This is a genomic window from Corticimicrobacter sp. (assembly GCF_040137905.1).
Classification (GTDB): Bacteria; Pseudomonadota; Gammaproteobacteria; order Burkholderiales; family Burkholderiaceae_B; genus Corticimicrobacter.
Genome location: NZ_JBEFDG010000042.1, coordinates 1 through 21,071, shown reverse-complemented (window position 1 = coordinate 21,071; position 21,071 = coordinate 1). Strand labels below are relative to the sequence as shown.

General features: G+C 60.7%; 20 protein-coding genes. 17 read left to right on the top strand and 3 right to left on the bottom strand.

The features are described 5' to 3' along the window. Positions 1-72: 72 nt before the first annotated feature. Together ABN482_RS07030 and ABN482_RS07025 are read right to left on the bottom strand one after the other, a co-directional pair. Entirely contained in the window at positions 73-942 is an 870-nt protein-coding gene (locus ABN482_RS07030) for an NAD(P)-dependent oxidoreductase (RefSeq protein ID WP_349503318.1), read from the bottom strand. Positions 943-1,115: 173 nt separating this feature from the next. Next, positions 1,116-2,456, bottom strand: a complete 1,341-nt coding sequence (locus tag ABN482_RS07025) for a DUF3100 domain-containing protein (RefSeq protein WP_349503317.1) — start codon at positions 2,454-2,456, stop codon at positions 1,116-1,118. A gap of 200 nt (positions 2,457-2,656) precedes the next feature. On the opposite strand from ABN482_RS07025, the gene ABN482_RS07020 reads away from it, so the two are divergent. The 6 genes from ABN482_RS07020 to proB all read left to right on the top strand — a co-directional run bounded on the left by ABN482_RS07020 (position 2,657) and on the right by proB (position 7,611). Further along, positions 2,657-3,568 (top strand): LysR family transcriptional regulator, encoded by a 912-nt coding sequence (locus tag ABN482_RS07020; protein ID WP_349503316.1) that lies wholly within the window; start codon positions 2,657-2,659, stop codon positions 3,566-3,568. 22 nt (positions 3,569-3,590) lie between these two features. Next, complete coding sequence (locus tag ABN482_RS07015) at positions 3,591-4,418, top strand: hypothetical protein (RefSeq protein ID WP_349503315.1); 828 nt, start codon at positions 3,591-3,593, stop codon at positions 4,416-4,418. 106 nt (positions 4,419-4,524) lie between these two features. Then, positions 4,525-4,836, top strand: coding sequence for a 50S ribosomal protein L21 (gene rplU, locus ABN482_RS07010; protein WP_109061254.1), 312 nt, complete (start codon positions 4,525-4,527; stop codon positions 4,834-4,836). A 39-nt stretch (positions 4,837-4,875) separates the two neighbouring features. Then, positions 4,876-5,139, top strand: coding sequence for a 50S ribosomal protein L27 (gene rpmA, locus ABN482_RS07005; protein WP_109061253.1), 264 nt, complete (start codon positions 4,876-4,878; stop codon positions 5,137-5,139). Between the two features lie 131 nt (positions 5,140-5,270). Next, complete coding sequence (gene obgE / locus ABN482_RS07000; RefSeq protein WP_349503314.1) at positions 5,271-6,368, top strand: GTPase ObgE; 1,098 nt, start codon at positions 5,271-5,273, stop codon at positions 6,366-6,368. 109 nt (positions 6,369-6,477) lie between these two features. Next, complete coding sequence (gene proB / locus ABN482_RS06995; protein WP_349503313.1) at positions 6,478-7,611, top strand: glutamate 5-kinase; 1,134 nt, start codon at positions 6,478-6,480, stop codon at positions 7,609-7,611. A gap of 17 nt (positions 7,612-7,628) precedes the next feature. Here the strand turns inward: proB and ABN482_RS06990 are convergent, their stop codons facing one another. Continuing rightward, a complete protein-coding gene (locus tag ABN482_RS06990; protein ID WP_349503312.1) occupies positions 7,629-8,423 on the bottom strand; it encodes a response regulator transcription factor in 795 nt (264 codons plus the stop codon). A gap of 283 nt (positions 8,424-8,706) precedes the next feature. Between ABN482_RS06990 and ABN482_RS06985 the strand changes: the two genes are divergently transcribed. From ABN482_RS06985 to ABN482_RS06935, 11 genes are all read left to right on the top strand, one after another. Then, positions 8,707-9,111 carry a helix-turn-helix domain-containing protein gene (locus tag ABN482_RS06985; protein WP_109061249.1) on the top strand — a complete coding sequence of 135 codons (405 nt, stop codon included), beginning with the start codon at positions 8,707-8,709 and terminating at the stop codon, positions 9,109-9,111. 285 nt (positions 9,112-9,396) lie between these two features. Then, positions 9,397-11,310: a phosphomethylpyrimidine synthase ThiC gene (gene thiC / locus ABN482_RS06980; RefSeq protein WP_349503311.1), complete on the top strand. Its 1,914-nt coding sequence runs from the start codon at positions 9,397-9,399 to the stop codon at positions 11,308-11,310. Between the two features lie 165 nt (positions 11,311-11,475). After that, entirely contained in the window at positions 11,476-12,684 is a 1,209-nt protein-coding gene (locus ABN482_RS06975; protein WP_349503310.1) for an RNA polymerase factor sigma-54, read from the top strand. Positions 12,685-12,925: 241 nt separating this feature from the next. Continuing rightward, positions 12,926-14,116: a methyl-accepting chemotaxis protein gene (locus tag ABN482_RS06970; RefSeq protein WP_349503309.1), complete on the top strand. Its 1,191-nt coding sequence runs from the start codon at positions 12,926-12,928 to the stop codon at positions 14,114-14,116. A gap of 17 nt (positions 14,117-14,133) precedes the next feature. Continuing rightward, positions 14,134-14,502: a response regulator gene (locus tag ABN482_RS06965; protein WP_143858898.1), complete on the top strand. Its 369-nt coding sequence runs from the start codon at positions 14,134-14,136 to the stop codon at positions 14,500-14,502. A 12-nt stretch (positions 14,503-14,514) separates the two neighbouring features. Continuing rightward, positions 14,515-14,859, top strand: a complete 345-nt coding sequence (locus ABN482_RS06960) for an STAS domain-containing protein (protein ID WP_349503308.1) — start codon at positions 14,515-14,517, stop codon at positions 14,857-14,859. Next, a complete protein-coding gene (locus ABN482_RS06955) occupies positions 14,852-17,080 on the top strand; it encodes a chemotaxis protein CheA (RefSeq protein WP_349503307.1) in 2,229 nt (742 codons plus the stop codon). Before ABN482_RS06960 ends, ABN482_RS06955 begins: the two co-directional genes overlap by 8 nt. 93 nt (positions 17,081-17,173) lie before the next feature. Continuing rightward, positions 17,174-19,075 (top strand): HAMP domain-containing methyl-accepting chemotaxis protein, encoded by a 1,902-nt coding sequence (locus tag ABN482_RS06950; RefSeq protein ID WP_349503306.1) that lies wholly within the window; start codon positions 17,174-17,176, stop codon positions 19,073-19,075. A 16-nt stretch (positions 19,076-19,091) separates the two neighbouring features. Beyond that, positions 19,092-19,631: a chemotaxis protein CheW gene (locus tag ABN482_RS06945; protein WP_349503305.1), complete on the top strand. Its 540-nt coding sequence runs from the start codon at positions 19,092-19,094 to the stop codon at positions 19,629-19,631. Positions 19,632-19,713: 82 nt separating this feature from the next. Continuing rightward, complete coding sequence (locus ABN482_RS06940) at positions 19,714-20,538, top strand: CheR family methyltransferase (RefSeq protein ID WP_349503304.1); 825 nt, start codon at positions 19,714-19,716, stop codon at positions 20,536-20,538. Then, the gene (locus ABN482_RS06935; protein ID WP_349503303.1) at positions 20,535-21,038 is read left to right on the top strand and encodes a chemotaxis protein CheD; all 504 of its coding nucleotides are present in this window, start codon (positions 20,535-20,537) and stop codon (positions 21,036-21,038) included. Before ABN482_RS06940 ends, ABN482_RS06935 begins: the two co-directional genes overlap by 4 nt. Positions 21,039-21,071 lie beyond the last annotated feature (33 nt).

The window sequence follows — 21,071 nt, the reverse complement described above, 5'->3', positions numbered from 1 at the left end:
TGCTTGTCTGTTTCGGTTCGTTGCCCCAAGCGCACGCTGGCCCGGGCAACGATACGGTCTACATCGGGATGATCAGGGCCGCTCTTCGTAGGCCACGATACGGTTGAAATCCTCGGCATCATCGACCGATGCCGCCGAATCGGCCCACAGCCGCAGCGCCTCGCGCGACAGCGGTGCGCCAGCACCGCTCTGCTCGATCATGGCAGCAGCCAGGCGCAGGTCCTTGCGCATCAGCTTCATGGTGAAGCCGGAATTGAAGGCATCGTTCAGAATCCAGGTCGGGCAGTTGACCTCGGTCACGCCGCTGCGACCCGAGCCGGCATTGACGCCCTTGAGGATCTGCTCGACATCCAGGCCGGCAGCCTTGGCCACGCGGATCGCCTCGCCGGCAGCAATCAGGTTGATGCCGCACAGCAGGTTGTTGAACAGCTTGGCGGAGTGCCCAGCGCCCACCGGGCCGACATGTACCCGCTTGGCGGTCAGCGCCTCCAGCACCGGTGCCAGCGCATCGATGTCGGCGGTCTCGCCGCCCAGCAGCATGGTCATGGCACCACTGTGCGCCGCCTTGGGGCCACCACTGACCGGGCCGTCCACCAGACGCAGCGGGCTGCCCTGCAATGCCTGCGCGATGCGGGCCGTGCTGGCCGGATCGGCCGTGGATGTATCCAGCACAATCTGCCCTGTGCGGGCCTGTGCCAGCAAGCCACCCTCGCCCAGCACCACTTTCTCGACGATGTCCGAGGTCGGCAACGACAGCACGATCACATCGGCCCGGGCCGACAGCGCCGCAATATCGTCCACCAGCGTCACCCCGGCATCCAGCAGTGCCTGGCGCGATGCGGTGGCCGGGTCAAAACCCGTCACCGTCAGGCCGGCACGCGCTGCCGACAGTGCCATGCCGGCACCCATGTTGCCCAGACCAATCACACCTACGTTCGTCATAATGCCTGCTCCTTTTCTTATGGATGAACCCGCCCTGCAGACCGGGCAACGCCGGTCCACTCGGGACTTGGATTGAAACTTGAATCGAAAACGGCGGGTGCCTGCAATGCACCCGGTTCAGCAGTACGGGCTGAGCGCCTGTGCACATGGGCACAAATTCAGCCCGCTCTTGTTTACAGCGTATGTACGAAGAACTGCGCGATACCTGCGGCTGCCAGGAACACGCCGGCATTGGCCATCAGCGAAACCACCACAATGCGCCAGCCCAGGCGACGGAAGGCCGGGATATCCTTGGCCAGCGACAGACCGGCAAACGTCAGCATCGGCGTGATCAGGGCCAGGAAGCTGACCTTGCCGGTCAGCTCGGCGACTTCGGCCGCATAAGGCGTCTGCGGGAAGGTCATGGCCATGGCGATGAACGAAATCCAGCAGACCGCAGGCAGCTTGCGCTTGGTGCCGACATAGATCAGGTCACCCACCAGCACAGCCAGGATGATGATGGCCACGCCCGGCAGCGCCTCGATCATCGAAGTGCCGTAGCCAATGCGGTTGCCGATCAGGACCATCAGGCCCACCAGCAGCCACGAGGCGATGCGCATACCCAGACCCAGGTTGGGCGTATGAGCGACTTCGAGCTTGACGGCAGGTGTGGCTTCGTCCTCGATGGACACGCTCTTGCGATTGCGGCCCAGGATGGGTTCCATGAAGCGGTAGGCACGCACGGCCAGCGGCAGCGAGATGAACAGCGTCAGGTAGGTACCCAGCGTGGTGGCAATCAAGTTGGCGGCTGCAGCAAAGGCAGCAACATCCTTGGCCATTTCAGGCGTCTGCTGGGCGGCAATGGCACCGACGGCGGCAGCCGTCATGCTGCCCGAACCGACACCCGCCCCCATGGCCAGCGCCAGCGGGTGGAAAATATTCAGGCTGGTGATGAAGCCGGCCAGCAACGAGATGAAGATCGCGCCGATCAGGGTGCCGGTCACGTACTCGGCCAGCACGCCGCGCCCTTCGGGGGAGTCCATGCCGAAGCGCTCGCCCACGATCGCCAGGCCTGGCTCACGACCGATCGAGAAGGTCGCACCGATGGCCTCGCGCTTGATGCCCAGCATCAGGGCCACGGGCATGCCCAGCAGGATACACCCGACCAGATTGCCGACCTCCTGCAGCGCCAGCCCCCAGCCGGCTTCGGCCAGCTTGGGCAGCGAACCACCCACCAGCAGGCCCAGCTTGGCGATGAACAGGAACAGCGCCGACGACAGGATGGCTGCGGCCAGATGCTGGCTCTGCAGGCTGATCTTGAGCGGTCCCGGCATGCGCTTGGACAGCAGGCCGATCGTCAGGCCGATCAGCAGCGCCCAGATCATGGGCAGCAGCACCACTTTGCCGATCCCCAGTTCGATAGGCAGCGGTCCGAACCATTCGGACAGCGCTGCAATGACCAGCGCAAGCCCGAAGATTTGCGCTACGCTACCGAGATCCAGCGGCTCTTTTGCTTGATGAGCGGCAGTACTCATTCACTTCCCCTATATCGCCACTGCATCGTATGCCCGGCGTTGTTGACAAGAATAGATAAAATTACAACCGCCGACAGGACAAGCCTCTCCATGCGGCGCGCTAACTATATCAATGTGTTTATATTCGTATTTCAAAATTTTGTTCTAATAAACAGAACATAAGTAGTTACCCTAGGCATCACTCTCCGGCAGGATACTCCATGCAACTCTTCAATGACGCACGCGCCCGCTATCTCTATGAGGCCGTCACCTGTGGTTCGGTGCGCGCCGCGGCGGAAAAAATGGGCATCGCACCGTCAGCCATCAGCCGCCAGGTCAGCCTGCTGGAAGAGGAACTGAATGCCGTCCTTCTGGAGCGCCATCGCAAGGGCGTCGTGCCGACGCACGCCGGACAATTGCTGATCGACTATTACCGACAGCACATGGCCCACCGCCACGACATGCTGGCAAAGATAGAGTCGCTGCGCGGGCTGCAGAGCGGCTCGATATCGGTCGTCAGCGGCGAAGGCTTCGCCCAGGAAATGATCGCCGGCCCCATCCAGCAATTCCGTCAGCAGCATCCCGGCGTATCGATCTCGCTCGATATCTTCGGCACGACCGAGATCATGCGCCGCGTGCGCGAGGACGAAGCCGAAATCGGCCTGGTGTACTACGCTCCGGCCGACGCGCATATCGTCTCGCGGGGCACGGCCCTCCAGCCCATGCACGCCATCATCGGCCCCAACCATCCACTGCGCCATGCCCACCAGACCTCGCTGCAGGAACTGACGGCCTGGCCGATGGCACTGCTGCATGGCATCTACGGCATCCGGCAACTGATCGACCATGCCGAACGGACCGAAAAAATCCACCTGAAGGCGGCACTCACGACCAACCTGATCAGCGTGGCCATCGGCTTCGTGACCAGCGGCCAGGGCGTCACGCTGCTGCCGCGCTGTGCCGTTTCCACAGAGCTGGCACAGGGCCGGGTACACGCCATCCCGGTGGACAGCGCCGCGCTGGACCATGCCGAGGTGCAATTGATCACCCGCGCCGGCCGGCACCTGTCGCCAGCCGCCAACCGTTTCCTGCAATACTGCATGCACGGCATGCAGGCTTTCCAGCGGGTCTGAACCCGCCACTATCCAGGCCACCATGGCATCTACAGACAACAATATGAATCCCGACATCCCCTGCCAGGACATCCGGCAGGCACAGCCCTGGCTGCGCGCCTTTCCGGACCCTGCAGAGGTCTTTTCCCCTGAGCAGCCCTGGTTGCCGCACTATTTCAATGCACTGGTGTCGGTCGATCTGGGCCGGATCGATCCGGCCTGGCAGGGATGGCTGCACCTCGTCAGCCCGATCGAGCCGTTCGATGGTTATCTTGGCGAGTCTGGCACCCACAATGCCTTCACCGCCCCAAACTGGATTGGCTTCCGACTGGATGAGACAGGCCGTTACCGTTTCCTGGGGGAGCGCGAATACTTCGCCCTGGATGCCCCGCTGGTCGCCACCCATCCCTTTCGCATCAAGCGGGAACAGGAGGCACGCGAGCAACTGGCCCGCTACTACCAGGATCAGCATGCGCAGTTCGCCGCTTCACATGAGCGCTGGCTGAAAAACGGCATCCTGGACTGGCCCCATCCCGACGACCCGACACGCTGCAAGAGCGAACATGACCGGGAGCACTATCCCGACATCATGCATGGCCGCGATCCGCTTGAATGCGGCCAGCCCCTGATCGAGCAACTGGGTGGCGTGACCGCCTACGGCAACTGGAGCGATACGCCGGAGATCCCATCTGCCTTCGTTCTGGACAGCAACAACAGCGACAACGTCTTCCCGCGCTGGCAGGATGGCCGCCCCTTTCGCTTCATCGCCAGCACCGCGGGCTACCCATGGCGGCGGCATGGCGCAGACAGCATTCTCGTGTTCTTTGAACCGCAAGAGCGGACTGTGCTGATCACGTTCGACTGGAGTTGAGGCTCTTGATCCGCCCCACAACGCTTGACATTGCCAAAAATCCAGTATCGAGTGTAGAATAGTCAGTTCGGCAAAGTGCCGAGCATTTTTTACGAGGTCCTATCCCATGAATGCGGTCATAAAAACCGGCGGCAAGCAGTATCGCGTTACCGTTGGCGAAAAACTCAAAGTAGAACAGATACCGGCAGACGTTGGGCAAGAAATCACGCTGGATCAGGTTCTGTCCGTCGGCGAAGGCGAGCAACTGCAAGTTGGTACGCCTCTGGTCAACGGTGCCCTGGTCAAGGCAACGGTTATTGCGCACGGTCGCCACGACAAGGTCAAGATCTTCAAGATGCGCCGTCGCAAGCACTACCAGAAGCATCAAGGTCACCGTCAAAACTACACCGAAATCCGCATCGAAGCCATCACGGCCTGATTGCAGATACGGTCAACCATCATTAGCAGGAGCTAAAACATGGCACAGAAAAAGGGCGGCGGCTCAACCCGGAATGGCCGCGACTCAGAATCGAAACGACTTGGCGTCAAGGCCTACGGCGGTCAACTGATCCCCGCTGGCTCGATCATCGTGCGCCAGCGCGGCACCCGCGTCCACCCGGGCGTCAATGTCGGCATCGGCAAGGATCACACCCTGTTCGCACTGGTTGACGGCACGGTTCAGTTCGGCTTCAAGGGCCACCTGAACAAGCAGATCGTCTCCATCGTCGCTGCTGCCGAGTAATTCCGGCTGCATGGCTGCTGCCGTCAGGCTGCAGCGTCTCGACGAGACATTAAAACCCTGCCGCATGCGGCAGGGTTTTGTATTTTGAGGCAAAATAGCCTTCCAGTTCCGACCTTCACAGATAAAACACCATGAAATTCGTTGACGAGGCGACCATCGAGGTCATTGCCGGCAATGGCGGCAACGGCTGCGCCAGTTTTCGCCGCGAAAAATTTATTCCGAAGGGCGGACCGGACGGCGGCGACGGCGGCCGGGGCGGCAGCATCACCGCCATCGCCGACCGCAACATCAATACCCTGATCGATTTTCGCTATGCGCGCCTGCAGCGCGCCCGCAATGGTGAAAACGGTCGCGGCTCGGATCAGTACGGCTCGGCAGCCGCCGATATCGTATTGCGCATGCCCGTCGGCACCATGATCTTCGATGCTGAAACTGAAGAACTGCTGTTCGACCTCAAGCAGCATGGCGAAGAAGTCACGCTGGCCACCGGCGGCAGCGGCGGCCTGGGCAACCTGCACTTCAAGTCCAGCATCAATCGCGCGCCCCGCCAGTTCACCTACGGCAAGGAAGGCGAGCAACGCCGTCTGCGCCTCGAACTCAAGGTGCTGGCCGATGTCGGGTTGCTGGGCCTGCCCAATGCGGGCAAATCCACCCTGATCAGCAAGATTTCCAATGCCCGGCCCAAGATCGCCGACTACCCCTTTACGACACTGCACCCCAATCTGGGTGTGGTGCGCACGTCAGCCTCACACAGCTTTGTGGTGGCCGACATCCCCGGCCTGATCGAAGGTGCCTCCGAAGGTGCCGGCCTGGGCCACCTGTTCCTGCGCCACCTGGCCCGGACCCGTGTGCTGTTGCACCTGGTCGACATGTCCTCGCCGGACCCCGACGCTGACCCGGTTCCCGAGGCCATTACCCAGGCCCAGGCCATCGTCGAAGAACTGCGCCGCTACGATGCAGACCTGTACGCCAAGCCACGCTGGCTGGTGCTGAACAAGCTCGACGTGAACCCCGATCCCGAAGACGCCCAGCGCCGCCTGTGCGAAGCGCTCGGCTGGGAAGGTCCGGTATTCGGCATCTCCGCGCTCAATGGCGACGGCACACAGGAACTGGTCTGGGCACTGCAAAAGTACCTGGATGAAACCAAGGCCGCCGAACAGCGCGCCCAGGACGAAGCCGACGGGATCAATCTCGACCCGCGCTTCGATCCGGATCGCGCAACGCCCTGAGACAGCGCAGGGCGGTACCGGCCTTGCCCTGTTTCACTGGCATCGTCCTGGTACCGTCCGATCTTTTGGCCGCCTCACCCACTCAACTCCCCGTCGCTTACGTTTCAGCATGTCTTCCACCGCCACCCCTGTCACCCTGACCGACGCACGCCGCCTGGTCATCAAAGTCGGTTCATCTCTGGTCACCAACGACGGCAAAGGGCTGGACAGGCAGGCAGTGCGACAGTGGACACGACAAATCGCACAACTGGCCGCGCAAGGCAAACAGATCGTGTTGGTATCAAGCGGCGCCATCGCAGAAGGCGTCTCGCGCCTGGGCTGGCCGCGCCGGCCTGCCGCCATCAATGAACTGCAGGCAGCGGCGGCCGTCGGCCAGATGGGTCTGGCACAGGCTTACGAAGAAGCCTTCGACGAGCATCACCTGCGCACGGCACAGATCCTGCTCACTCACGAAGACCTGAGCGACAGGCAGCGCTATCTCAATGCCCGCTCCACCCTTTTCACGCTGCTGGAGCTGGGCGTCGTACCGGTCGTCAATGAAAACGATACCGTCATCACCGACGAGATCCGCTTTGGCGACAACGACACGCTGGGCGCGTTGGTCACCAACCTGATCGAAGCCGATGCCCTGATCATCCTGACCGACCAGCGTGGCCTGTACGACGCCGATCCCCGCGCCAATCCCGATGCCTGCTTCGTGCACCATGGAGAAGCCGGAGACCCGGCCCTGGAAGCCATGGCAGGTGGTGCCGGCAGCAACATCGGTACCGGCGGTATGCTGACCAAGATCCTGGCCGCCAAGCGCGCAGCCCGCAGCGGCGCGCACACCGTGATTGCCTCGGGTCGCGAAAGCGATGTGCTGCTGCGTCTGGCGGCAGGCGAGGCCATCGGCACCGCCCTGCATGCCCCCATGGCGATCCACTCAGCCCGCAAGCAATGGCTGGCCGACCAGTTGCGGCTGCGCGGCAAGGTCGTGCTTGATACCGGTGCCATCGAGGCCTTGAGCCACCATGGCAAGAGCCTGCTGCCGATCGGCGTCACGGCCGTCGAAGGAAATTTCAGGCGTGGTGACGCCGTGGCTTGCGTAGATGCCAATGGCCGCGAATATGCACGCGGCCTGATCAACTATTCGGCCAGTGACACCCGCCGCATCATGCGTCATGCCTCCAACGACATTGCCGAGATCCTGGGCACCATGACCGAACCCGAGTTGATGCACCGCGACAACATGGTCGTGCACTGACACACGGGATATCCCGCTCAGGGAATAGGCACCACTGTCCGATAGGGCTCGAAAGACGCTGCGAACATATAGCCCTTGCCCCTGACACAATGCAGCGGCAATTGCAGCGCAGACTTCGCCGCCTTGCGACGCAGGCGAAACACCAGGACATGCATCCGGCTGACAAAGCGCTGCTCCAGCCAGACAGCCTCACCCGATAGCGGCGTATCGGCCACGCCCTCGCTGCTCAGCAACCGGTACAGTTCTTCCAGGCTCAGGTAGCCTGTATCGGTCTGGAAGAACCCCTGCAACAGAATCCGCTCCATGACCGTCAGGCGCAGCGCCGGCCCTTCCGGACTATGCAGTTGCCATCCCGAGTCGCCAAGACGCCAGGCTTTACCCAACGGCGCGACAACCGGCAATGCCCTCTCGGCCGGAGCCGGGGCCGCTCGCGGCAACGGAGGCAGCCCGGGCTGCCAGCTCCGTGCCCGTCGCAGTGCCTGCAGCACAGACAGCAGTTCGGACGGATCAGGCCTGCCCGGCAGGCAGTAATCGATGCCGGCCAGCAAAGCGTGGGCACGATCCTGGGCCGAATCCGGAGCCATCAACAACACGATGCCGGTTCCGGCACGCCCCAGCCTCAACTCGGCCACCATGAACAGGCTGGCACCAGCCAGCCCCCACAGCGCGACGCAGGCATCTTCATGCCCGGCACGCAGCGCATGCAACTCCTGCACATTGCGACTGCGCAGCACATCAACGCCATGCGCCTCGAGCCAGACTGGCAGCGACCGCCCTTCCATCCTGTCGAGCCAGCCTTCGGGATCATGCATGATGACGCAGGCGCCCTCGCCTGCCCTGCCTGCCTCGGTGTATCGTCGCACACGCGCCCCCAAATAAACACGATAGTGTTATTCAGTCTAACAGATTTCCACAAACCGGTTCACCAACGCTCACAGTTCGAGGGCAGTTTTGATGCACCACAATTGCCCATCCTTTCCTTGCCCAGAGGGAAAAATCAGGCTCTGGAGACATGCCACCTCACAGACAGTAATAACACCACAGGAAATCCTCAAAAAACACCAAAGTGATTGAGCTTGATTGTCCAATTGAGGGGTGAATACATTCGGAAGCAGACTACGGCATGCGCGCAAGCTGCGCGGGCTGACTCAACAGCAGTTAGCCAGGATCGCCGGTCTTTCTCAAAGTGCCGTCGGCAACTACGAGAGCGACCAGCGCCACTCCAGCCGGGCACTCATCGCGCTAGCCAGCGCACTCAATATCGACCCTCGCTGGCTCGATAGTGGTCGGGGCACGCCTCCCGGCAGTCAGCAACCACCGCCGCTCAAAGAACCCGAAACCACCTATGCGGCAGAAAGCTGGCAAGCAACCCAGCTCTGGCCCTTTCCCTCGATAGACCCGGCCAGCCTGTCCGCGCTGAGTCAGGCTGATCGCCAGATTCTCGAAAGCCTGGTCCGCACATTCATCGAAGCCTGCGCAAAACGCCACGGCTCGCGCTGATCCGCTATACTTCGCTCACAACGCAGGGGTACTTGGCTGCAGTCATGCTGCAGCCGGGTTGAGAGAGTCCCTTTGCACCAGTACGGATAATGCCGACGCTGGAAGCGCGTTCCCGGTTCCTTTGCAGGATGCCCAGCCCTGATCAGACAGGTACAAGGCATCCGTTCAGGCTACCACCACTGCCGGTCGCCAGACAAAAGTGTCAGCCTGCCTGACCTCATGCTGCAACCGTCATGCCAGGGAACGGATTTCCGCTCGGCTCCAGACCTTTCCTTGGAGCGTGCCATGAAAACCCAGACCCCCTTCCTCGCTGCCGATGCGACCGTCGATTCCGCCGCCGTCGCACCGTTGCCGTGTTCGCGCAAGATCTACGAGACCGGCTCCCGGCCCGATATCCGGGTGCCGTTTCGCGAAATCAGCCAGGACGACACCCCGACCCTGTTCGGTGGTGAAAAGAATCCGCCGCTGACGGTCTACGACACCAGTGGCCCATACACCGATCCCGACGCCCGCATCGACATCCGCAAGGGACTGCCTGCGCTGCGCCAGGCCTGGATCGAAGAGCGTGGCGATACCGAACTGCTGTCCGGCCCGACCAGCGACTATGGTCGCGAGCGGCTGGCCGATCCCAAGCTGGCCGCCATGCGCTTCCAGTTGCAGCGCGCACCGCGCCGCGCCAAGGCCGGCCAGAACGTGACCCAGATGCACTATGCCCGGCGCGGCATCGTCACGCCCGAGATGGAATTCATCGCCATCCGCGAGAACCTGCGCCGCGAGCAGTACATCGAATCGCTGCGTGCCAGCGGCCCCGATGGCGAGAAACTGGTGCGCCGCCTGTTGCGCCAGCATCCCGGCCAGTCGTTCGGTGCCGCCATTCCGGGGGCCATCACGCCCGAGTTCGTGCGCGACGAGATCGCCCGGGGCCGCGCCATCATTCCGGCCAACATCAACCACCCCGAGATCGAGCCGATGATCATCGGCCGCAACTTCCTGGTCAAGATCAACGCCAACATCGGCAATTCGGCAGTCAGTTCCGGCATTCACGAAGAAGTCGAGAAGATGACCTGGTCGATCCGCTGGGGTGGCGATACCGTCATGGACCTCTCGACCGGCAAGCACATCCACGAAACCCGCGAATGGATCATCCGCAACTCGCCGGTCCCCATCGGCACCGTGCCCATCTACCAGGCACTTGAAAAGGTCGATGGCAAGGCCGAGGAACTGACCTGGGAAATCTTCCGCGATACGCTGATCGAGCAGGCCGAGCAGGGTGTGGACTATTTCACCATCCATGCCGGTGTGCGCCTGCCCTTCATCCCCATGACCGCCGACCGCATGACCGGCATCGTCTCGCGCGGTGGCTCGATCATGGCCAAGTGGTGTCTGGCACATCACAAGGAAAGCTTCCTCTACGAGCGCTTCGAAGACATCTGTGAAATCATGAAGGCCTACGACGTCAGCTTCTCGCTGGGCGACGGCCTGCGCCCCGGCTCGGCCTGGGACGCCAACGACGAGGCGCAGTTCGCCGAACTCAAGACCCTGGGCGAACTGACGCAGATCGCCTGGAAACACGACGTGCAGGTCATGATCGAAGGGCCGGGCCACGTACCGATGCAGATGATCAAGGAGAACATGGATCTGCAGCTGGAGCAATGCCACGAAGCCCCCTTCTACACCCTGGGGCCGCTGACCACCGACATCGCTCCCGGCTACGATCACATCACCTCCGGGATCGGTGCAGCGCTGATCGGCTGGTACGGCACCGCCATGCTGTGCTATGTGACGCCCAAGGAACACCTGGGCCTGCCCAACAAGAAGGACGTCAAGGACGGCATCATCACCTACAAGATCGCCGCCCATGCCGCCGACCTGGCCAAGGGTCATCCGGGTGCTGCCATCCGCGATAACGCCCTGTCCAAGGCCCGTTTCGAATTCCGCTGGGAAGACCAGTTCAACCTGGGTCTGGACCCCGACACGGCACGCGAATTCCACGACGAGACGCTGCCCAAGGACTCGATGAAGGTCGCGCACTTCTGCTCGATGTGCGGTCCGCACTTCTGCAGCATGAAAATCACCCAGGACGTGCGCGAGTACGCAGAGAAACTGGGCGTTGAGGAAAAGGCGGCGCTGCAACGCGGGATGCAGGAAAAAGCCATCGAATTTGTAAAGAAAGGGGCGGAAATCTATCACGCCGAGTAGGCAACCATCCTGTGATCTGTTAGAGTTTCCGCCCGCAGCAAGAACCCGCCAACAGGCGGGTTCAGCCCTTTTTCCCAGGGCGGGGATCATCGCTTCCAGCATGGGGACCATACCTGGCTTGAGGGCCAGCCGTGCTGCATGAATAATGCAGGAAGTCCCCCCACCATGACCTCTCGCCAGTCTGCCGCATCTCGGCTGGCCCCACGCATCCTGAGCGCCATCGACCTGGCGCGCATCCTGTCCCTGCCCCTGGACGCCTACTGTCAGCACATTCGACGGCTTGAGCGCTCTGCCGAATATTCGGCATGTGCGTACATGATTCAACGGCACTCGCTGACCTCTCTTCTGGAAACAGCCGTGCCGGCATCCCTGCCCTCCTGCATTGGCCGGCTGCACCCACACCCCTCGGCATTGCAACTGGATTTTCTGCACCCTGAGGCCATACGCATCTACCGCATCGATACGGCCCTGCAGCAGATGCATGCCACCGACCTCGCCCACGCCCGGTTGATCCGCAACCTGCACCTCATCAACAGCCGCAACGAACTGACATACGCTCTGATCCGGGTACTCCTGACGCATCAGTCGTCCTATCTGACGTCACTGAATCCGGCAGATCTGCAGCCACTGGGGTTGCAGGATATCGTCGAGGCCATGCAGCACCAGTCGGGTTACACACAGCCGGACGTCAGCCGTATCTCGCGCCTGCTGCGCACCCTGTCCCTCCTTTCCGCAACCGGCCAGGACATTCCGCTGCGCGCATTGCTGATGCAACAACATGTCCGCCATGAAGCACAGCTGAAAGCCCTGATCGCAGAAGAACGCCTCCTCCTGCTGAACGGTGCCATCGTGACGCCCTGGTCGGACAGCAAGCTGAGCCAGCACCTCAAAAACCGGCACGGCATCGTACTGACCCGGCGCAGCATCGGAGCCTTGCGACAGCGTCTGGGCATTCCAGACTACAGGCATCGCTGCGACAGCCTGGACTATCTGAATGCATCCCATACGCTGGGCCCCCTGCTGCCACTGACACCCGCCAATCTCGCCAAGCTCCCGGAGCATCCTGGCGTCTATGAGATCTGGTCAGCAATGACTCCTGGCAGCAACATATCCGCTCAAGTTAACCAAAACTTAACCAAATATTGCAACAGTATGATATATTTGGGATCAAGTGCAAATATTCGAGCGCGCGTATTGAGTCACGCCCGTGGACACAGCCGGAATGCTTTGCTATCGGCCTTGCTGCTGCAAGGAAAAGCTCAAATCAGGTTTTGTGTACTCGATGCAAATTGGCGGCATGTAGAACGCGTACTTTATCAGGCGTACTGCAGTTCTTTTGGTATGCGACCACCATGCAACAGGATCAGTCCTTAAGTCCTTCAACTGGCAATCTGCTTGCGCAAGCAAGCAAGCAAGCAAGCAAGCAAGCAAGCAAGCAAGCAAGCAATTGCCTGTGGCGCATTTACCCGCATAGCGTAAACACGCTTTATCCAGATCCATCCCCTTGGCTGCCCTTTCCGGCAGCCATGTCTTTTTCCCCCCGCTCCACTCAGCAACGCATGCATTCGGCCCTTCCGGCACGGGTCCATGCACCGCTGAACGCAGGATTCTTGCCATGAAGCTCCCCAGTCCAGCCACCATCCGGCATCCTGCCCGGCGTATCGGCATGTCTCCCCTGATGGTCAGCCTGCTCACCGGCCTGACCGGGAGTGCGATCCTGATCGGCCAGACCCATATCCACATCCCGCTCTGGCTTGCCGTCCTCATCCTGATGACATTCAGCATCAGCATCGGTATCGTGAGCCGGCAAAGCTCTCGGCGCAGCCGACCAGTCACAACACCATCGCCATCACTTCATGCCGAGACGGAGCACGGCCTGAATCTGCTGTGTCTCGAGTTGCTGCCGATCTGGGAGCGGCAAATCGAGTTTGCCCGCAGCCATACCGAAGAAGCCATCGTTGCGCTGTCCCAGCAGTTCGTCGCACTCTCGCAGAGCCTGACACATTCGACCGAAAGTGCAGCGGGTGAAAGCAGCCCGTTGCTGGGGCTGCTGGAGAACACGCAAAATCAGTTGCAAGCCATCGTCCAGTCCCTGCAGGGCACGCTCGCCAACCGGGCGCGCCTGATGTCAGAAGTCGGCAGCCTGGGCGACCATACGGAATCGCTTGCCGACATGGCCAAGAACGTGGCACAGATTGCCATGCAGACCAACCTGGTGGCCCTGAACGCCGCCATCGAAGCCGCCCACGCAGGCGAGGCCGGCCGCGGTTTCAGCGTGGTTGCCAGCGAGGTTCGCAAGCTGTCGCAAGTCTCCGGACAGACCGGCGAACACATTGGCCAGACAGTAGGACTGGTCACTCAGGCCATTACCAATACGCTGCAGACATCGCAAACCTATTCGCAGGCCGATGAAAAGCTCATCCACCACTCCGGCGAGGTGATCGAAAGCGTGATCACGCAGTTTGGCAGCGCTGCGCATGACCTGTCCCGGACATCTGACCAGTTACGCCAGGAGAACCGCCAGATTGGAGCGGAAATCTCAGAGGTTCTGGTGGCCCTGCAATTCCAGGATCGCGTCAGCCAGGTCCTGACACACATCAGCAGCGACATCGCCAAGCTGCATCGTCATCTCGACAATGCCCGGCAGGGCTCCGAGCCCGATACGGCACTGCATGTCCAGAAATGGCTCGACGATCTGGAGCACAGCTACACCATGCCTGAGCAACATGCGCGACACCAGGGTACACCCGCTGTTCGTCCGACCCAGACCACCACGCCAGATGATGGCGACATTACTTTCTTCTGATACACAAAGGCCCCTTCATGGCTAAAACCATTCTCATCGTTGACGATTCCATTTCCATCCGCCAGGTCGTCGGCATGGCTCTCAAAGGGGCAGGCTACGACGTCATCGAGGCCCGCGATGGCCAGGATGCACTGACCAAGCTCACCGGGCAGAAGATCCACCTCATCATCAGCGACGTCAACATGCCCAACATGGACGGCATCACGTTTCTGAAGGCTGCCAAGCAGATGCCTGCCTATCGCTTCACGCCCGTCATCATGCTGACCACCGAAGCCGGCGCAGACAAGAAGGCCGAAGGCCAGGCCGCAGGGGCCAAGGCCTGGGTCGTCAAGCCTTTCCAGCCCGCACAGATGCTCAATGCCGTCTCGAAACTGATCCTTCCGTAACCGGAAAACCGTATGCACACGCACCCTGACAGTACGACGGCCCACCTGGAAATCGCAGGTGAACTCACGATTTTCACGGCACAGGAGATGAAAACCAGACTCCTCGGCTTCATCGGGGCACAGACAGGCAATACGGTCGGGCAGATCGAAATAGACCTGACCGACGTTACGGACATCGATACTGCCGGACTGCAATTGATGTTGCTGGCCAAGCGCGAGGCAGCCCAGGCCCACATCACGCTGCGCTGTACCGGCCACAGCCATGCAGTCGTAGACCTGCTCGATCTGAGCAATCTGACGGCTCAATTGGGTGATCAGGTTCTGGTCGCCCCTCAAGGACACCCGCATCATGATTGAGGATGAATCCATCCGGACTTTTGTCATCGAAAGTCGGGAACTGCTCGAAAGCATGGAGTCCGCCCTGCTGCAGATCGAGCAGAACCCGGAAGACGCCGATCTGCTCAATGCGCTGTTTCGTGCCGCCCACACCATCAAGGGCTCTGCCGGACTGTTTGGCTTCGACCACGTGGTCAGCTTTACCCATCATGCGGAAAACGTGCTTGACAAGGTCCGCAACGGTACGCTGCATGTTTCCGGTGATCTGATTGCGCTCCTGCTGCAGATCTGCGATCACATGAGTGCCTTGATCAGCGGGGTGGAAAACGGTCAGACCCCCAGTGCACAGCTACTGGCACACAGCCAGGCACTGATCGACCAGCTACAGGAAATCGCCGACCCGGCTCCGGCCGCCCGCGCCGCAGTGCTGCCCCAGGAACCCTCTCCCGTCACCCGCATCGGAGCACAGAGCGGCGTCAAGACCGATAACTGGCATATCTCGCTACGTTTCGACCCGGGTGTGCTCAAGAACGGCATGGATCCCATGTCATTCATCCGCTATCTGACCACACTGGGTGAAATCGTCAGCATCGTGACACTGACAGATGCCCTTCCGCCTGCTGCGGAGATGGATGCAGAATCCTGCTATCTCGGCTTCGAACTCAACTTCCGCAGCGATGCCGACAAGGCCACGATCGAAAGTGCTTTTGAATTCGTTCGCGACGACGCCCGGATACGTATCCTGCCCCCACGCAGCAAGGCCTCGGAATACCTGGCACTGATCCAGGCACTTCCGGAAGAAGACATGCGGTTGGGAGAAATCCTGGTGCATTGCGGCACCCTGACATCTTCCGAATTGGCACAGATACTAACGGAGCAGCAGGCACTGGGCGCTTCCTCCGACCCTATTGGTCAGATGCTGGTCGAACAGCAACTGGTACAACCCGATGTCGCCGAGGCCGCCCTGGTCAAGCAGAAGCAGATCAAGGACAACGCCCTCAACCAGGCCGCCATGATCCGCGTCAACGCCGACAAACTGGACGAGCACATCAACCTGATCGGCGAACTGATCATTGCCAGCGCCAGCATCAACCTCACCGCGACCACCCAGGGCGATAGCGAACTGCAGGAGGCCGCATCGGTTCTCAACCGACTGGTCGAAAGCGTACGCGACTCGGCCCTGCAACTGCGCATGGTGCAGATCGGGGCCACCTTCAGCAAGTTCCAGCGTGTCGTGCGCGATGTCTCCAAGGAGCTGGGCAAGGATATTCACCTGGAAATCTCGGGGGCCGACACCGAACTCGACAAAACCGTCGTCGAGAAAATCGGGGACCCCCTCACCCATCTCGTACGCAACTCGATGGATCATGGCATCGAGCCTGTCGAGGTTCGTCTGGCCCGTGGCAAGCCCGCGCACGGCACCCTTGGCCTGAACGCCTATCACGACTCGGGCAGCATCGTCATCGAGGTTTCGGACGATGGCGGCGGACTGCCCCGCGACAAGATTCTGGCCAAGGCTCTTGAAAAGGGCCTGATCAAACCCGACCAGGTACTGACCGACAGCGAAATCCACGCCCTGATCTTTGAGCCGGGCCTGACCACCGCCAAGGCCGTCAACAACCTGTCTGGTCGCGGCGTCGGCATGGATGTCGTGCGTCGCAATATCGCCGCACTGCGCGGCAGCATCGACATCCAGAGCACCGAAGGCCAGGGTTCGACTTTCCGGATTCGCCTGCCGCTCACGCTGGCCATCATCGACGGATTCCTGGTCGGTGTCGGCAAATCCTCTTTCATCCTGCCGCTGGACATGGTGGTCGAGTGCGTCGAACTGACCACCGATGAACTGCATGCCGCGCAAGGCCGCAATCAGCTCAACCTGCGCGGCGAGGTCCTGCCATTCATCCGGCTGCATGAGCTTTTCGATATCCAGGCACACGATCACGCTGCACATCCAGGCACGCATCCGGCAGGAATTGCCACGCGACACGCCACACGACGCGACAACATCGTCGTCGTCAACTATGCAGGGCGTCGTGCAGGCCTGCTGGTCGATGACCTGCAGGGGGAATACCAGACCGTCATCCGTCCTCTTGGCAATGTCTTCACAGGGCTGCAAGGTGTGTCCGGCTTCACCATCCTGGGCAACGGACAGGTTGCATTGATCCTTGACGTACCGGGCCTGATCGAACGCATTACACATACCGAGGCGCGGACCCGCAAACCAGTACTCCTCAATACCTGAAAAGCACACCCAGCCCGCTGGAGCAGGGTTTTCAACACAAGAAAAGATCCATTTGCGCGATAGGCGCCAGGAGTTACCCAGATGCTGAAAAACATGAAAATATCACTCAAACTTGGATTGGGATTTGGATTTATCCTGATCCTGCTGCTGATCATTTCAGCCATCAGCCTGCTGCGCCTGTCAGCGACACAGGCCAATTTTGACTATGTGGTCAACGAGAACAACGTCAAGGTGGATTCGGCCAATGCCATGCGCATGGCCGTGGGCAATATCGCCACGACGATTCGCGATATCGTCATTGAAAGCGATCAGGCAGAGATGAAACGCATGCAGCAGGGCATCGCTGCAGAACGCGACAAGTTCTACAACGGCTTCAAAGCACTGCAGGCCATGCTCGCCACCGAAAAAGCCAAAGAGCTGGCCATCCAGATCGAAAGCAATGCAGCCACTGCCAGCAAAGAAAACAACGAGACCATTACCCATGGCCTGAATGGCGATATGGCGGCTGCCATGCAGACGCTCAGGACAACCACAGATGCCGCGCAAGACACCTTGACACAATCCATCGATCAAATGATCGGACTGATCCAGGAACAAAATGCAACCATCGTGACGGAAGCGCGCAGCAACTATCAGAACGCCGTCTACCTGTTGAGCGGAGTCTCTCTGGCCGCCGTGCTGATCGGCATCATCCTGGCCTGGATCATCACGCGTGCCGTCACCCGGCCCCTGGCACTCTCGGTCAATGCCGCCGAAGCCATCGCCCGTGGCGACCTGACCACCCAGATCACCGTCTCCAGCACCGACGAAACCGGGCAACTGCTGCGTGCCATGCAAACCATGCAGAACTCGCTGATCAACACCGTCAACGATATCAAGCGCATTGTCTCGGCCGCCAACCAGGGCGACTTCAGCGTCAAGATCCCGCTTGAAGGCAAGGCCGGCTATACACAAGACCTGGCAGAACAGCTCAACCTGCTCTCCAATACCGTCGATGGCGCACTGACCGATATCGGCACGGTCGCCGGGGCGCTGGAGCGCGGCGATCTGACCCAGCAGATTACCCGCCAGTATCACGGAGCATTCCATCAGCTCAAGCAGGGCCTGAACAACACCGTCACCAAGCTGGCCGCCACGATTGCCGAGGTCAACAACACCACCGAAACACTGGCGGCCGCCACCCTGCAGGTGTCCTCCACCGCACAATCACTGTCGCAGGCCTCTTCCGAGCAGGCCACCTCCGTCGAGGAGACCTCGGCTTCGATCGAGCAGATGACCGCATCGATCCAGCAAAACACCGAGAATGCCAAGGTCGCCGACTCGATGTCTGCCGAAGGCAGCCAGAAGGCCGCCGATGGCGGCAAGGCCGTGACCGAGACCGTGGGCGCGATGAAGGAAATCGCCAAGCGCGTCAGCATCATCGATGATATCGCCTACCAGACCAATCTGCTGGCGCTCAATGCCGCCATCGAAGCCGCCCGCGCAGGCGAACACGGCAAGGGCTTTGCCGTCGTGGCCGCCGAGGTGCGCAAGCTGGCCGAACGCTCCCAGGTCGCGGCCCAGGAAATCGGCGAACTGGCCACCAACTCGGTGGGCATGGCCGAACAGGCCGGTGCACTGCTCGAGGAGATCGTGCCTGCCACCAAGAAGACCGCTGATCTGGTGCAGGAGATCACCTCGGCATCGGAAGAGCAGTCCGTGGGTGTCGGCCAGGTCAATACGGCCATGAGCCAGTTGTCGCAGTTGACGCAGCAGAATGCCTCGGCCTCCGAGGAACTGGCTGCCACGGCCGAAGAGATGTCCTCTCAGGCCGGCAACCTGCAGGAGCTGATGGCGTTTTTCGAACTGGCAGCAGGCACCAAGAAAAAGCATGCCCCCCAGAACCCAACCGCCAAACCTCGAAAACAGGAAAATACTGCGAATATCGACACCCATGAGGACGATATCCCCACGCTGACCGCCGGGCCGGATGAGCGCAACTTCGCACGATTCTGATGCGGGAGAACATGCGATGACGCAATCCAATGCCCTCATACCGGCTCATGCGGAACGTCCTGCTGCAGTAGCCCATGTTGCTGTCGAGCAGCAACAATACCTGACGTTCTCACTGGGCGAGGAAATGTTCGGCCTCGGCATTCTGTCCGTGCGTGAGATCCTCGAATTCGGCCAGATTACCGAAGTCCCGCTGGTGCCCGCTTTCATCCAGGGGGTCATCAATCTGCGCGGTGCCGTGGTGCCGGTCATCAATCTGGCCGTGCGATTTGGCCGCCAGGCCGGTGCAATCACAAAGCGTACCTGCATCGTGATTATCGAGATCAGCCACGAGCAGAATACCCACCAGATGGGGCTGGTGGTGGATGCCGTTTCCGAAGTGCTGGAAATTCCATCCGTGGATATCGAACCCCCGCCGGCGTTCGGATCGCGCATCCGGACGGACTTCATCGCCGGCATGGGCAAGGTCAACAGCAAATTTGTGGTGCTGCTCAACGTCGACCAGATCCTCTCCCTGGATGAAATCACCGTGCTGTCCGGGTTGCCGAACGCGCATTGACAGCAAGCGCACACGTTTTGCATGTCCCGGGGGTACGAGCAGAGTGGCCCCCGGGACTTTTTTTAATCATGAGTCGCCCCACATGCGTGATGAAACCCATATTGCCCCCAAAATCACCCAAGGGGAGTTCGACAAGTTCAAGTCCCTGATCTACGGCATTGCCGGCATCGAACTATCCAATGCCAAGCAGGTCTTGCTGGTGGGCCGCCTGACCAAGCGTCTCAAACATCTCGGCCTGCATACCTTTGGCCAATACTACGCCCACGTCACCGACCCGGCCCACCAGGCAGAGCAACAAATGATGGTCGATCTGCTGACCACCAACGAAACCTTCTTTTTCCGCGAGCCCGCACACTTCGAATTCCTGAAGCAACGCGCTGCACAGGCACGCGGGACATTCCGCGTCTGGAGCGCTGCGGCATCGAGCGGTGAGGAGGCCTATTCCATTGCCATGAGCCTGGCTGACACACTGGGCAACCGGCACTGGGAAATCGTCGGCACCGACATCAGCCAGCGGGTACTGGCGCGTGCCCGCACCGGTCATTACTCCACCGCCCGACTCGACGGCATTCCACAGCACCTGCTGCACAAGTACTGCCTGAAAGGCATCAATGAAGAGAGCGGCACCATGCTGGTCATGCGCAACCTGCGCGAGCGGGTGCGCTTTGTCCACAGCAATCTGCTGGCCCCTCGCAAGGATCTGGGGCTGTTCGATGTGATCTTTCTGCGCAATGTGATGATCTATTTCGACAACACCACCAAGCGCAGGGTCATCGCCAACCTGCTGCCATCACTGAAAAGCGACGGTTGCCTGATCATCGGCCACTCCGAATCACTCACCGGCCTCGACACAGGGCTGGTGCCGCTACAACCCACCGTTTACGGACGGAGCAGACTGCCATCATGAAAGCCGGCCTGCGTCAGTCCGAAATATTTCTGCACCCTGGTGAACTGTGCTTTTCCCGTGCACCGGGGTGCCTGGGAACATTACTGGGCTCCTGTGTCTCCGTGACGCTGTGGCATCCCGGCCTGCGTTTCGGAGGCATGTGCCACATCCTGCTGCCGGCCCGCCAGAATCGCCCGCCCGGCGCACTGCCGGATGGCCGCTATGCCGACGAGGCCATCGAACGGTTCTATTATGAGATCAAGGCGCAGCGCATCACGCCCAAGGAATGTCAGATCAAATTATTTGGCGGTGGCAATATGTTTGCCGGCACCACCGTGACTTTACCCAATATTGGCGAACGCAACATTGATGCCACCCGTACTGCTTTGTCCTATTATGGCTTCTCCATCCAGGCAGAACACGTTGGAGGCACCGCCCGACGGCGGCTGTTCCTGGATCTGGGGAACGGTGATGTCTGGTTGACAGTACCCGGTACGGATTCGCTGCTGCTCAAACCGTAAAACGTCCCGACAGTCTTCTTCTGCCAAGGAGCC

Bases quoted from the DNA above. Each gene is read 5' to 3' on its own strand.
- ABN482_RS07015 (WP_349503315.1), top strand. From the start codon at position 3,591: ATGGCATCTACAGACAACAATATGAATCCCGACATCCCCTGCCAGGAC.
- ABN482_RS06975 (WP_349503310.1), top strand. From the start codon at position 11,476: ATGACCTCTCGCCAGTCTGCCGCATCTCGGCTGGCCCCACGCATCCTG.
- ABN482_RS07020 (WP_349503316.1), top strand. From the start codon at position 2,657: ATGCAACTCTTCAATGACGCACGCGCCCGCTATCTCTATGAGGCCGTC.
- ABN482_RS06935 (WP_349503303.1), top strand. From the start codon at position 20,535: ATGAAAGCCGGCCTGCGTCAGTCCGAAATATTTCTGCACCCTGGTGAA.
- proB (WP_349503313.1), top strand. From the start codon at position 6,478: ATGTCTTCCACCGCCACCCCTGTCACCCTGACCGACGCACGCCGCCTG.
- ABN482_RS06960 (WP_349503308.1), top strand. From the start codon at position 14,515: ATGCACACGCACCCTGACAGTACGACGGCCCACCTGGAAATCGCAGGT.
- obgE (WP_349503314.1), top strand. From the start codon at position 5,271: ATGAAATTCGTTGACGAGGCGACCATCGAGGTCATTGCCGGCAATGGC.
- ABN482_RS07025 (WP_349503317.1), bottom strand. From the start codon at position 2,456: ATGAGTACTGCCGCTCATCAAGCAAAAGAGCCGCTGGATCTCGGTAGC.
- ABN482_RS06955 (WP_349503307.1), top strand. From the start codon at position 14,852: ATGATTGAGGATGAATCCATCCGGACTTTTGTCATCGAAAGTCGGGAA.
- ABN482_RS06970 (WP_349503309.1), top strand. From the start codon at position 12,926: ATGAAGCTCCCCAGTCCAGCCACCATCCGGCATCCTGCCCGGCGTATC.
- ABN482_RS06990 (WP_349503312.1), bottom strand. From the start codon at position 8,423: ATGCATGATCCCGAAGGCTGGCTCGACAGGATGGAAGGGCGGTCGCTG.
- ABN482_RS06940 (WP_349503304.1), top strand. From the start codon at position 19,714: ATGCGTGATGAAACCCATATTGCCCCCAAAATCACCCAAGGGGAGTTC.
- ABN482_RS06965 (WP_143858898.1), top strand. From the start codon at position 14,134: ATGGCTAAAACCATTCTCATCGTTGACGATTCCATTTCCATCCGCCAG.
- ABN482_RS07030 (WP_349503318.1), bottom strand. From the start codon at position 942: ATGACGAACGTAGGTGTGATTGGTCTGGGCAACATGGGTGCCGGCATG.
- thiC (WP_349503311.1), top strand. From the start codon at position 9,397: ATGAAAACCCAGACCCCCTTCCTCGCTGCCGATGCGACCGTCGATTCC.
- ABN482_RS06950 (WP_349503306.1), top strand. From the start codon at position 17,174: ATGAAAATATCACTCAAACTTGGATTGGGATTTGGATTTATCCTGATC.
- rpmA (WP_109061253.1), top strand. From the start codon at position 4,876: ATGGCACAGAAAAAGGGCGGCGGCTCAACCCGGAATGGCCGCGACTCA.
- rplU (WP_109061254.1), top strand. From the start codon at position 4,525: ATGAATGCGGTCATAAAAACCGGCGGCAAGCAGTATCGCGTTACCGTT.
- ABN482_RS06945 (WP_349503305.1), top strand. From the start codon at position 19,092: ATGACGCAATCCAATGCCCTCATACCGGCTCATGCGGAACGTCCTGCT.